Source organism: Micromonospora sp. NPDC050795 (assembly GCF_044456785.1).
Lineage (GTDB): Bacteria > Actinomycetota > Actinomycetes > Mycobacteriales > Micromonosporaceae > Micromonospora.
This window is the reverse complement of the sequence record NZ_JBITGE010000010.1, coordinates 80,775-93,248: the sequence shown is the minus strand read 5'-3', so window position 1 is coordinate 93,248 and position 12,474 is coordinate 80,775. Positions and strand designations below refer to the sequence as shown.

Below are 12,474 nucleotides of genomic sequence, written 5' to 3'. Positions count from 1 at the left end.
CACCTGTGACGCTGGAGGGATCGATGGACCTCGCACGCCGGCTGCTCCCCGCGACGAAGCAGCTTCGAGCAGACATGGTTGACCGGCTGGGCGCGCTCGTCGCGCTCGAGTCGGCACCGGGCTCGCTGCCCCATCTTGAGTCCTGTGCCGACCTGCTCGCCCGCTGGGGCGAGGAGGCGCTCGGCCGGCCCGCCTGCCGGGTCGTGATCGACGGTCTGCCGCACCTGCTGTGGCCGGCCGCCGATCAGCGCGTGCTGCTCCTGGGCCACTTCGACACGGTCTTCCCGGTCGGCACGATCCGATCCCGGCCCTTCACCGTACGCAGGGACGTGGCGACGGGACCTGGAGTCTGCGACATGAAGGCCGGGATCGTGCAGATGTTCACGGCACTGCGACTGATCGAGGACACCTCGTCGGTCGGCGTGCTGCTCACCTGCGACGAGGAGACCGGATCCGTCACGTCACGGCCACTGATCGAACGCGAGGCACGGCGTTCGGGTGCGGTTCTCGTCTGCGAGGCGGCCACCCCGGACGGGCAGGTGAAGGTGGCCAGGAAGGGCGGTTCGGTCTACCGCGTCATCGTCGAGGGTCGCGCCGCCCACGCGGGCGTCGAACCGCAGCGCGGAGTGAACGCCACGGTCGAGGTCGCCCACCAGGTTCTCACCTTGGGTGCGCTCGGCGCGATGGACAGCGGCGGCACCTCCGTCACACCGACCCTGCTCTCCGCTGGCACCACGACGAACACGGTGCCGGAGCGCGCCAGTCTGGCCGTTGACGTACGGGCCTGGACCAGAGACGAGCTGGAACGCGTCGATCACGCCATCCGCGCTCTGGTGCCGTTCCTGCCCGAGGCGACGCTGGCCGTGCAGGGAGGGATCAACCGCTACCCGATGTCCGAGGAGCTCGCGCGACCGCTGCTGAAGTTGGCCCAGTCGGTCGCCTGTCAGCTCGGCATCCCGGGCCTCGTCGGCGCGTACGCGGCCGGCGCGTCCGACGGCAACTTCACCGCCGCCCTGGGCGTACCGACCCTGGACGGCCTGGGCGCGGTGGGCGGCGGAGCGCACGCCGCCGACGAGTATGTCTGCCTCGACCGGATGCCCGAACGGACGGCGCTCCTGGCCGGGCTCGTCGAGGTTCTGTCCACATCAGAGCGTCCCGGATCTTGACCCACCGACGTGATCCCGTAACGTAACGTGCTCACCGCCGGCACACGACCGGCAGCGAGAGGTCGGCGTCGGATGACTACGGGACAGCGTGCAGGATCATCCATCCCCCTGCTCGGCGTCGAGGAAGAGTTCCTCGTCGTCGACGTCGACCGGGGCGAGCTCGTGCCGGAGGCGGCGGTCGTCGTCGACCGCGCGCGCCCGGCCCTCGGCACCCGGGTGGGTGGTGAGATCACCAAGTTTCAGGTGGAGACGCGAACCGACCCGTGCCGGAGCGTCGAGGACATCGGCGCGCAGCTCACCGAGGGCCGCGCCGCCGTCCAGGCCGCAGCCCTGTCGGCGGGTCTGCGGGTGATCGCCAGCGGCTCGCCGGTGCTGGGCCGTGCCGTGCCGCCGCCCCTCACCGAAGGGCCTCGCCAGGACCGGGGCACCGCGACCTACCGTGGGCTGCACGACGAGCTCGCGATCTGCGCCGTGCACGTCCACGTGGAGCAGCCCGACCGGGACCGGGCCGTGCTGATCGGCAACCATCTGCGCCAGCACCTGCCGGTGCTGCTCGCCCTCACGGCCAACTCGCCGTACTGGCCCGAACGCGACACCGGGTACGCCAGTTGGCGCAGCGTCACGTGGGGGCGCTGGCCGGTGGCCGGCCCGCCGCCGTTCCTGACCTCGGCGCGGCAGTACGACGACCACGTGGACATGCTGCTCGAGGCGGGCGCGCTGGTCGATCACGGCACCATCTTCTGGGATCTCCGGCTGTCCACCAACCACCCCACCCTTGAGGTACGGGTGGCCGACGTACCCGTCAGTGCCGCTGAGTCCGCGGCGCTCGCGGCCCTGGTGCGGGCTCTGGTGGTCGTCGCCGGGGATGCCGTCGACCGGGGCGACGAGGGGCCGGAACTGGTCCCGGAGCTGATGCGACTGGCGTACTGGCGGGCCGCCCGCGACGGGATGGGCGGTCACGGCGTCGACGCCGCCACGGGGCGACTGCTGCCCGCCACGGCTCTCGCCGAACGGCTGGTCGCGCTCGCCCGACCAGCGCTGGACGAGGCGGGTGACCGCCACCGGGTGGAGACATGGCTGAGGTGGCTCGCCGTGGACGGTGACGGGGCGACCCGCCAGCGGGCCGCCGCGGCGCTGCGTGGGCGCCTGACCGACGTGGTCGACGACATCGCCACCCGGACCGCGCCCGACGTGCCGACCCGCGAAGACAGCACACCTGCGTAACGACATGCCGTCGGGCCTCCGAAATGCTGAACGAACCGGATGCCGGCGGCAGGTGACCCTCCCGCAGAAACCGGCACGCCGGATCAGGGGAGGTTCCAGGTGCACGACACAGACCTGCTTTCCAAGGTCCCCGTCCAGTTCGAGCGTCGATCCCCCGCGGACATGGTGCGGGAGGCGGAGGCGTTCGCCGACCGCATGGCGCGGCGCCGTTCCGTGCGCGACTTCGCCAGCGACCCCGTGCCCGACGGGGTGGTCGAGGCGGCGATCCGGGCCGCGTCGACCGCACCCAGTGGGGCCAATGTGCAGCCGTGGCGGTTCGTCGTGCTGACCGACCCGGTCCGCAAACGCCGGCTACGCGAGGCGGCCGAGGCCGAGGAACGCGCGTTCTACGACCGCCGCGCCTCGCAGGAGTGGCTCGGTGCGATCGCCGGGCTCGGCACCGACTGGCGGAAACCGTTCCTGGAGACCGCACCGGCCGTCATCGTCGTGTTCGAGGTGCACCAGGGGCCGAACACCCCGAAGCCGTACTACGTCAAGGAGTCCGTCGGCATGGCGGTCGGCCTGCTGATCACCGCGCTGCACCATGCCGGCCTGGTCACACTGACCCACACGCCCAGCCCGATGCGATTTCTCAACGAGGTGTGTGAGCGTCCGCCCGAGGAGCGCCCGTACGTGGTGATGCCCGTCGGGTATCCCACGCCGGACGCCCACGTCCCCGACCTGACCCGCAAACCCCTCGACGAGGTCATGATCCGCTGGTGAGATCCCTGGTCAGGAAATCGACCAGGGGCTCGACGTGCCGGTCCGTTCGCCGCCACTCGGCCAGCAGATCCTCCAGCAGATGCTGCTCGGCGAGCAGTTCGGCACCGCGGTAGCGCCGGATCACCGGGTGGATGAAGGCGCTCTCCCTGGCCCGGTCGGGGGTCGGATGCCGCTCGATGGCGAAGACGTCGCCGTAGTCGTCGCGGCCCCACCGGAGCGCGAGCGTGTACCACTGCGTGGCAGCCCCGAAGCGCTCCACGGCGTAGTCCTCCGGCAGGTCCTCGTAGTGGTGGAAGTCGCCGCTGGCGTCGTCGCGGACGAAGACGTCACAGAGGTATTCGAACTGGGTCCACAGCGCCGAGGACCAGTTGACGCGGTCGAGCATCAGCTTGGTCAGCGACGCGGGGTCGGCCGGCGTCGTCGCGTACGACAACGGGACGTCGTCGTACCGCTCACGGAGAATCCGGGTGAACGTACGGAGGTTGTACCGGAAGCCGTCGATGAAGGGTGACGACGCGTGCTTGACGTCCCGGGCCTGGGCGATGGTGCCGGCGAAGTACAGATCGTCGACGTTGCTCGACTGCCAGTCGGGGCGTAGCCCGGGCATGCGGCCGTCGCGCACCATGTCGGGTCGGGACGTCTCGTCGAACATCGCGGTGTTCATCCGGAAGCCGGTGCACCTCAGCACCGTGTGGTAGTCGAGGACAGCGGTCTCCCCCTGGGCGTGGGTGTAGGTGATCGACACCTGGAACCGCCCGTCGACCGGCCGGATCTCGTCGATCGTGCAGTCGAGCACCGAGTGCAGCGTCTTGAACTGGTAGCTGTCGAGGATCGCGCCGTACTGACCACGGACGTCCCCGGGGTGTTTGGTGTTCCAGGCCAGTCGCAGGGGTTGCCGGCTGGCGAGGTGCACCATCGACGCGTGGCCGAGGATGGCCGACGCGGTCTCGAACGCGGAGTTGCCCTTACCGATGATCAGGACCCGCTGATCGTCGTACGCCGAGGGGTCGATGACCATGTCCTCGTACCCGATGGCGTGCTCGATGCCCGTGATGGCCGGAACGAACGGCTGGCCCCAGCCGGTCGCGACGACCAGGCAGCGCGCGCGCACCTCACCCTGGTCGGTGCGCACGGTGAAGCCGTCGCCCGTACGCGTGATCTGCTCGACCGTCGTGCCGTATCGGATGTTGAGCTTGTGCACACGTTGGAACTCGGCGAGGTAGCGCACCAGGTCATCGGCGGCCGGCAGGTATTCCTCGCTGAATTTCGGAAACAGCAGGTCCGGGTCGTCGTTGAGCAGCGAATTCCAGTCCCAGCGCAGGCGAATCTCCGGATCGGTGCTGTCGGTGTGCACCTTGTTCAGCGAGATGAGCCTGCGATGGCGTGGGAACTGCCGGAAAAACCCGCCCGGCGCGTCTCCGCTTTCGAGCGTCAGGTAGTCGGCACCGTGCTGCTGTAGGTAGTAGCTCAGTTGAACGCCGGCGGGACCCGCCCCGACGATGACGTACCTGTGCTCGTTGCTGACCATCCTGCGGCCCCTTCGACGGAGAGACGAATCCATCGACCTTGGAATGAATGTCGGCGCGTGTCAATGCCGTCGCTGCCCAGACGCTCGACCGCCACCAGGAATTTGCGCACTTGAATTCCGATCATGTCATGCGCTGTAGTGGACCGGCACGAGTCCAAAACGATCAGAGGAGCGGTGACGTGCGGTACGCCGACAACCCGACAATCGAGTGTGACCTGCATGTGGCGGCCGACCCCGCCCGGGTGTGGGACCTGGTGACGGACATCGAACTGCCCGCGCGGTTCAGCCCGGAGTTACGGCGCGTGCGGTGGTTGGACGACTGCGAAGGGCCGACGCTGGGTGCCCGGTTCGAAGGCGAGAACCACCACCCCCTGCTGGGCGAGTGGCAGACCGTCTCGCACGTGGTGCGCCTCGACGCGCCGCGCGTGTTCGCCTGGGTGGTGGTCGACGAGGCCGGCCGGTTCGGCGGCGGCCCGGCCGACCCGGAGCGTCCGGGTTCGGCCTGGCAGTTCCAACTCGTCGAGGAGGCGGGTGGATGTCGACTGACCCACTCGGTCCGCATCGGGCCGGGCCGCACCGGCCTGAGCCTCATCATCGACCGCGCACCGGAGCAGGAGGAGGTCATCATCGAACGCCGCACGGCCGCCCTACGGGAGGCGATGATCACCACCTTGGAAGGCATCAAGGCCCTCGCCGAGACGCCCGCCGACGACGGTCGCTGAGGACGAGGGGCCGCCGAGGACGGTCAGGCCACCCGGGGGACGTCGGCGACCGGGGTGCTGTGCGGCACCTCCAGGTCGAACAGCTGACGCAGCGCCGCGGTGTAACGCTCGCCGTCCGGCTCACCGGCGAGCTGACGGACACGTACCGACGGGGGGTGCAGCAGTTGTTGGACCACCCGGTTGACGGTGCGGGCCACCTCGGCCCGCTGCGCCTCGCTGAGGTCAGGTCGGCGCTGGGCCAGCCGGTGCAGCTCCGCGCTGACCGTCCGGTCGGCCCGGCGGCGCAGCGCGGCGACGGTCAGCCCGGCGTCGGCCCCGCGGAGCCGGCCGGCCAGCGCGTCGCGTTCGGCGGCCACGATCCGCTCGGCCGCATCCTGGTCCCGGCGCTCGACACCGTGGCGCGTCACCGCGCCGAGTCCGCCGATGTCGACGACCACCACGCCGTCGAGCCGGGCGACCGCCGGGTCCACGTCCCGGGGCATCGCCAGGTCCAGCACGAACAGCGGCAGGTCCGGGCCGCGGGTCAGCCGGCGACGTAGCGCCGGCGCGACCAGCTCGGCGGTGAGCACCGGGTCCGGTGCGGTCGTCGCGGTCACCACGACATCGGCGGCGGCGAGAGCCGGCACCAGGTCCGCCGCGGGCACGGGCCGCACGCCGTACGCCGAGACGAGCCGGCGGATGCCCTCGGCGCCGCGCCCGGCGACCGTGATCGGTCCGGCGCCGGCGCGGGTCAGCGCGGCGACGGCGATCCCGCCCATCGCCCCGGCACCGACCACCAGGGCGGGTCGGCCGGCGAGGCCACCGGGAGGTGTCCCGCCGGCACGTCGAGGGCGGCGGTCACCGTGCTGGCGCCGCAGCGCCCGACGTCGGTCTCGGCCCGGACCCGTCGGCCGACCCGCAGCGCGTGCTGCACCAGCTCGTGGGTCAGCCGGCCGGCACTCCCGTACGAGACCGCGGCCCGGTATGCGGCCCGCACCTGCCCGAGGATCTGCGCCTCGCCGACCACCATGGAGTCCAGGCCGGCGGTGACGGTGAGGTGTGCGCCACGGCGGCGTCGTCGTGATGCGCGTACAGGTGCCGGGCCAGCACGTCGGTCGACGCGTCGGCGTGCGCGGCGAGCGTCGCGCCGATCTCGCGCAGCCCGGCGTGGAAGCCGCTGACCGCCGCCCACACCTCCACCCGGTTGCAGGTGGACAGCACCACCGCCTCCTCCACCGCCGGCCGGTCGAGCAGCGTGCGCAGCAGCCCTGGCAGCTCGGCGGCTCCGACCGCGAGCCGTTCCAGTACGTCGACCGGAGTGGTCCGGTACGAGGCGCCGACGACGAGCAGGTTCATGGTGCACCTCCACGAAAGCGGCCGGTCCCGGCCACCGGCGGACCCACGACGAGCGGGCCGACCGGTGACCGGGACCGGCGGACGGTCAACGGGCGACCGGTAGCGCCACAGCGGCGGGCGGCGGTGCGGGGGTCAGGTTCTCCTCGGGCCGGTTGCGCTGCACCAGCCACCGGCCCCACCAGAACAGCCCACGGGCGAGGCAGACCAGTGTCACGGCGAAGAACAGCGTGTAGACCACGTTGAACACCATCAGCAGGCCGTAGACCATGCCGACGCTGGCACCGAACATGAACTGCATCCGAGGTGCCGCCGGGGTCGTGCCCGGGTCGGTGATCATGTAGTTGGTGAACAGGACGAAGGCCACCCCGGTCATCGGGACGAGCGCGGCGACCAGCGACACGTCCCAGATGAAGTGCCGGAGCACCGCCTGGATCACGAACGCGCCCAGCCAGCCGACGATCAGCGGCACCTTCTTGGTCAGCATGGCGTTGATCACCGTGCCCGCCGTCACGATGATCACCGGGATCAGAATGCTGATGACCCCGGGCACGTTCTCAGTGAAGTGGTACGGCGGGGCGATGTTGACCCAGGAGAACACCAGCAGCGTGATGGTGATGCCGAAGTTGGACGGGTTCATGAAGTGCCGCATCCGGCCCTTGATCGGCGCTTGGAGCACCGCCTTCTGACCGACCGCCACGACCACCGCGAACGCGATGGGCCAGAAGTTGTCGTTGGCGTACAGCAACATGTTCGCGGCCAGCGCGGTGATGTGCGCCGGCAGCAGGAAGGTGTAGACCCCCCACGCACCGTTGCCGCTGAAGGCCGGCGGTCGTTTCAGCGCCCGCGCCGAGACCATCTCAACCATGATCTCGGTGCCGTATCCAACCGCCAGGGCCAGGATCGGCCACAGCCAGGGCTGCTCGAAACCGAGCACGGTGTAACCCAGGATGTTGAAGACCGTCATCGACATGGCGAAGTTGCGCAGCGCCATGTAGCGCGGGTCCTTGCTGTCCACCCGCGGTACGGCGGGCCGGTCCGTTGTGGGCGTCGGCTGCGGTGCCGTCGCGGACGGCGCGACCGGGGTGGCGAGGGACAGCTCCCTGGTCGCCTCGGGTTGCTTGACGTCCGTCATCGCTTGGTCAACTCCTCGGCTCGACTGGTCAGCATGAAGTCGTGCCACCCGGCGCTCAGGTCGAGCGTCTGTTTGTGGGTGGCACCGGTGAGGTCGCGCCAGCACAGCTCGGCCTTGACCGGCCGGTCCCCGGCGGCGCCGAGGCCGAAGAACACGTCGAAGCTGCGCTTGCCGGAGTGACCCCCGCCCCCGTCGAGCTGGGCGAGTTGGGTGCGGCCGTCGGCGGTGGTGACCCGCACCTGCGCGCCGTACGCCGGTGAGGAACCGTCGCCGGACAGCGTCGGCCGGGCCAGCCGCAGCCCCAGGAAGTTGCCGTTCCCGGGCTTCTCGTTGCGGTAGTAGGCCGGCGGACCCCACTGGCGGGCCACGGCGAAGTCCTGGCCGCCGTCGCCGTTGGTGTCGGCCACCGCCACACCCCGGGTGGGAACGGGCAGGGCCAGACCGAGTTCCTTGCTGATGTTGGCGTACCGGCCGTTGTCCTCGCGTACCCAGAACGCGAGCTCGTTGTCGCCGGCGAGGTCGTCACCGGGCTCGGCCTTGGGCCACATGTCCGGGTCGGAGAGCAGCAGGTCGTTGCTGATCGCCAACTCCTGCAACCAGTTGAACCGGTTGATGGTGCCCTTCACGAAACCGGTGGCCTGGACGACCGCCAACCGTCCGCTGTTGTCGAAGTCGGCCATCTTGGCATCCCAGCCCCAACCGACCCACGCCATGTTCTTGGCGGCGGCCTGGTTGCGGAACGGCGCCTCGCCCCTGCTCAGCATCTTCCGGGCCTGCTCCGGCGTCGAGGCCGTGTTCTGCCAGAGGAAGTTGCTCTCCTCCAGACCCCAGGACTCGGTGATGTTGCTGACGAACGCGTCGAACCGTCCACGCCCCTCCAGGTCGGCGAAGTCGATGGACATGCCCTTGAACGAGTCGTGTCCGAGCACGAGTGACTTCGGGGTGATCGGGTCGCGCTGTCCCTCCACCAGGTCGAATCGGATCTGCCCGGGCCTGGACCGGTTGTGGAAGAGCCGGTCCTGTCCGAAGTCGTTGGCCAGGTAGAGCTCCGGAAGCAGATCGCCGTCCAGGTCCGCGGAGCTGGCGCCGAGCGTCCAGCCGGTGAAGAACTCCGGATCGCCGCCCACCTGCCTCTCGTAGCTCACCGAGGGTGAGTCACCGGTGGTAGCGCCGGTCCACCGCAGGAGGTACGCGCCACCGGCGTTGTGCGCGTGCGACATCGAGTGGTTCATCTGCACGTGCGGCAGGCCCTGCGGGTCGAGGACCTGGCTGTCCGGGAAGTAGTTGAAGATCCCGATGTCCGGGCGGCCGTCACCGTCGAAGTCGGCCACCGCGACGGCGTTGGTGTTCCACAGCGGGCCCCGGTAGAGGGAGCCGGTGGTCTGCTGTGGGATCAGCTCGACCGGGTGGTACGCCGCGAGGCTCAGCGAGGTCACCCCGGGGCGCTGCAGGAACAGCACCGGCGTACGGCCCCAGTAGTAGACGAGCAGGTCCATCCGGCCGTCGAGGTTGAAGTCGCCGGGGGTGCAGCCCATCGGGGCGATCGCCGGACCCATCGGCAGCGGGGCCGGATCCAGCACGAACGGCGCGTACGTGGCACCGCTGTCCGGGGCCGGGGTGACAATCGCCGCGTCGCTGCGGCTGTCGACGAGGCACAGGTCGTTCGCGCCACCCTGGCCGTCCAGGTCGTTGAGCGCCACTGCGGCACCGACCGACGAGATCCAGGACCGGATGTGCTCGTACCGGGGGTTGACCTGACGCACGGTGCGCTCCGGCAGGCCGGGCGGCAGCGCGATCGGTCGTTCGGTGAACGCGTATCGGGAGGCCAGCGCGCTGCGCTCCTCGGCAGAGGCCGAGGGCAGCCGGGCCACCGAGAACAGGCCGGCGACCAGCACCAGGACGAACACGGGTGGAATGAGTCGGCGCAGGATGCCTACGGATTGCGGTGGCAAGTGTCCCCCTCGGGTAGACGGCGCCGGGACATACGGGTCGGCCGGCAGCGGGCGGTGCGGTCGGACGCGGCGTCTCGGTACGAACCATCGCCATGCTTTCGTCCGGCGCGGCGCGGTGTCTTCTCAGGAATTGCTCTCGAAGCTGTTTACGGCGAAGCGCGCACGGATGAAGAAATGTTTTTCGAAAGCGGCGAGTGCCACTGCTCACAACGATTCCGACTCGGCAGGAAAGTGCCCGGAAACAGTCGTGGACGGCACCGTCCCCGCCCGGCGGACCGGGCGGGGACGGTGGCGGAGCACTATCAGTCGGGCAGGCCGACGCGCATGTGCAGGCCGCCGCGCACCCGCAGCGACAGCATCGGCTCAGGCACCACCGGGCGACCCGCCGGACGGGTCAGGCGCAGATCCCGCACCAGCAACGCGGTGGCGAAGGTGGCCTCCATCAGACCCAGGTGATTGCCCACGCAGAAACGGGGCCCCGCGCCGAACGGAATGTACGCGTACCGGGGTCGGTCGACGGAACGGGCCGGGTCGAACCGCTCCGGGTCGAACCGCTCCGGGTCGTCCCAGAACCGCGGGTTCCGGTGCAGGGTGTACGTGCAGATGAGCACGTCCGCGCCGGCGGGGACGTGGTAGCCGCCCACCTCGTCCTCGGCCAGGGCCTTGCGCGGCAGCAGCCACACCGGCGGGTAGAGGCGCATCACCTCCTCCAGCACCATCGAGGTGTAGCGCAGCCGGCCCAGGTCGTCCATGGTGGGCAGCCGGTCGCCGAGCACCGAGACCACCTCGGCGCGCAGCCGTTCGCGTACCTCGGGGTGCCGGTCGAGCAGGTACAGGGTCCAGCTCAGCGTGCTGGCGGTCGTCTCGTGGCCGGCGAGCAGCAGGGTGACCAGTTCGTCGCGGAGCCGGGCGCGCCCGATGCGCGGATCCCGCTCCCGGCCGGCGGAGGCGATCAGCCGGGACAGCACGTCCGCCCGGTCGTCGTCGGCACTGCCGCGCTCAGCCACCAACTGATCGACGATTCCCTCCAGCCGCCGCCGGGACTGCCGGAACCGCAGCTGCCGGGGCAGCGGGAGCACCGGCGGCACCGCGCTCAACGTCGCCAGTTCGAACATCGCCTGGTCCTGCACGGCGGCGAAGTCACCGCCGATGGTCGGGAACCGGCCCAGGTCGGTGTCGAGCAGAGTACGGCCCAGCACCCCCAACGTCAGCGAGGTCATCTCGTCCGACATGTCGACGACGTCGCCGGCTCGGCGGCGGAGCCGCTCGACCAGGGCCGCGGCCTCCTCCGCCACCTGACCGGCCTGGGCGGCGATCCGCCGGCTCTGGAACGCCGGCTGAATCACCGTGCGCTGCTTGCGCCACAGCTCACCCTCGCTGGTGAGCAACCCGTCGCCGAGCGCCCGCCGGGCGTGCACCAACCCGATGCCCTTGTGGTAGTTGGCGGCGTTGTCGGCCAGCACGTGCTTGGCGTGGTCCGGGTGGTTGAAGAAGTACAGGCTCTTCGGGCCGACGGGCAGGCGCGCCGCGTCGCCGTACCGTTGCGCGGCCGAGGTCATCATTCCCAGCCGGTCGCGATTCATCACCATCAGCATGCGTAGCGCCGCGAGGCGCGGCGGACCTGGCGGCGTCCGGCGGGCCCGCGTCGCGACGCTCACGTCGTGGCCCCACTACGCGCATGCTCCAACTGGCGGAACTGACCGTCGACGAAGACCAGCGCATCGTCGGCGTTGCGGTCCAGCGCCACCAGCCGGCCGATGAAGATGCTGTGGTCCCCGCCGTCGTACGCCTGCCACAACTCGCACTCGAAGTGCGCGATCGCGCCGACCAGCAGCGGCGAGCCGGTCCGGGTGCCGGGCTGCCACTCGGCGAACTCGAACTGCTCCCGGCCCAGCGGCCGGCGCCGGTCGGCGAAGTAGCGGGCCACCGGCTCCTGCGCCGCGGCGAGCACCGAGACCCCGAACTGCCCGGCCTCGGTCAGTGCGCCGTGCATCATCGCGTCCCGGCCGACACAGACCAGGGCCAGCGGCGGGTCCAGGGAGACCGCGGTGAATGAGTTGGCCGTCATGCCGTGCGGGGTCGGGCCGCCTACGGTGACCACCGTGACGCCGGTGGCGAAGGCGGCGAGTGCCCAACGGAGTGTCTTCGAGTCGGTCACCAGGCCGGTGGGTTGGGGATGAGCAGTCACAGTGACTCCTGGGGTCGCCGGTCAGGCCCGTACGCCCACGGCGTACGGCTTGAGCGCGGCCTCCAACGCCTCGGGCACCCGGGTGGGGACGGTGCGGGTGTTGGGGCCGCGCATGCACGCCACGCGCTGCGAGCCGCGGGCGACGAGGAGTTCGCCGCCGCCGGCGTCCAGCCGGACGTAGTCGAAGCCGAACTCGACCTGGGTCTGCGCCAGCTCACGCAGATGCATCCGGACGGCCAGCTCGTCGAAGGCGGTGATCTCGGCGAAGAACTCGCAATCGACCCGCAGTGTGAACAGCTTGAGATCCACCCGGAGGTCGTCCAGGACCGCCGGTGCCTTCTCCTTGAGGAACATCTCCCGGCACCGCCCCTGCCACCGCAGGTAGTTGACGTAGTAGACGTTGCCGACGAGGTTGGTCTCTTCGAACCCGACCGTGTGCCGGTACTCGAACCAGCGCTCCACCGT

At 70.4% G+C, this 12,474-nt stretch carries 11 protein-coding genes and 1 pseudogene; 4 read left to right on the top strand and 8 right to left on the bottom strand.

Annotated elements, in window-relative coordinates:
• Positions 1-23 precede the first annotated feature (23 nt).
• From ACIBEF_RS11455 to ACIBEF_RS11445, 3 genes are all read left to right on the top strand, one after another.
• Positions 24-1,166, top strand: a complete 1,143-nt coding sequence (locus ACIBEF_RS11455; protein WP_396793241.1) for a M20/M25/M40 family metallo-hydrolase — start codon at positions 24-26, stop codon at positions 1,164-1,166.
• Between the two features lie 72 nt (positions 1,167-1,238).
• Complete coding sequence (locus ACIBEF_RS11450; RefSeq protein WP_396793239.1) at positions 1,239-2,390, top strand: glutamate--cysteine ligase; 1,152 nt, start codon at positions 1,239-1,241, stop codon at positions 2,388-2,390.
• 162 nt (positions 2,391-2,552) lie between these two features.
• Positions 2,553-3,152, top strand: coding sequence for a nitroreductase family protein (locus ACIBEF_RS11445; protein ID WP_355008772.1), 600 nt, complete (start codon positions 2,553-2,555; stop codon positions 3,150-3,152).
• Here the strand turns inward: ACIBEF_RS11445 and ACIBEF_RS11440 are convergent.
• The gene (locus ACIBEF_RS11440) at positions 3,136-4,680 is read right to left on the bottom strand and encodes an NAD(P)-binding domain-containing protein (protein WP_396793237.1); all 1,545 of its coding nucleotides are present in this window, start codon (positions 4,678-4,680) and stop codon (positions 3,136-3,138) included. The two genes, ACIBEF_RS11445 and ACIBEF_RS11440, sit on opposite strands and share 17 nt — an antisense overlap.
• Positions 4,681-4,859: 179 nt before the next feature.
• Here ACIBEF_RS11440 and ACIBEF_RS11435 point away from each other — a divergent pair, with 179 nt between their 5' ends.
• Positions 4,860-5,402, top strand: a complete 543-nt coding sequence (locus tag ACIBEF_RS11435; RefSeq protein WP_396793236.1) for an SRPBCC family protein — start codon at positions 4,860-4,862, stop codon at positions 5,400-5,402.
• 23 nt (positions 5,403-5,425) lie between these two features.
• Here the strand turns inward: ACIBEF_RS11435 and ACIBEF_RS11430 are convergent, their stop codons facing one another.
• The 7 genes and pseudogenes from ACIBEF_RS11430 to ACIBEF_RS11400 all read right to left on the bottom strand — a co-directional run bounded on the left by ACIBEF_RS11430 (position 5,426) and on the right by ACIBEF_RS11400 (position 12,471).
• Positions 5,426-6,160 carry a hypothetical protein gene (locus tag ACIBEF_RS11430; protein WP_396793234.1) on the bottom strand — a complete coding sequence of 245 codons (735 nt, stop codon included), beginning with the start codon at positions 6,158-6,160 and terminating at the stop codon, positions 5,426-5,428.
• Positions 6,133-6,737 (bottom strand): annotated as a pseudogene (locus tag ACIBEF_RS11425) (hypothetical protein). Before ACIBEF_RS11425 ends, ACIBEF_RS11430 begins: the two are co-directional and overlap by 28 nt.
• Before the next feature lie 85 nt (positions 6,738-6,822).
• Positions 6,823-7,869 (bottom strand): enediyne biosynthesis protein, encoded by a 1,047-nt coding sequence (locus ACIBEF_RS11420; RefSeq protein WP_396793233.1) that lies wholly within the window; start codon positions 7,867-7,869, stop codon positions 6,823-6,825.
• Positions 7,866-9,800: a CRTAC1 family protein gene (locus ACIBEF_RS11415; RefSeq protein ID WP_396793399.1), complete on the bottom strand. Its 1,935-nt coding sequence runs from the start codon at positions 9,798-9,800 to the stop codon at positions 7,866-7,868. Before ACIBEF_RS11415 ends, ACIBEF_RS11420 begins: the two co-directional genes overlap by 4 nt.
• Before the next feature lie 323 nt (positions 9,801-10,123).
• Positions 10,124-11,479 carry a cytochrome P450 gene (locus ACIBEF_RS11410; RefSeq protein WP_396793231.1) on the bottom strand — a complete coding sequence of 452 codons (1,356 nt, stop codon included), beginning with the start codon at positions 11,477-11,479 and terminating at the stop codon, positions 10,124-10,126.
• Positions 11,476-12,009: a flavin reductase family protein gene (locus ACIBEF_RS11405; protein WP_396793229.1), complete on the bottom strand. Its 534-nt coding sequence runs from the start codon at positions 12,007-12,009 to the stop codon at positions 11,476-11,478. The genes ACIBEF_RS11410 and ACIBEF_RS11405 overlap by 4 nt, the downstream gene beginning before the upstream one ends.
• Positions 12,010-12,030: 21 nt before the next feature.
• Complete coding sequence (locus ACIBEF_RS11400) at positions 12,031-12,471, bottom strand: acyl-CoA thioesterase (protein ID WP_396793227.1); 441 nt, start codon at positions 12,469-12,471, stop codon at positions 12,031-12,033.
• Between the last annotated feature and the right edge of the window lie 3 nt (positions 12,472-12,474).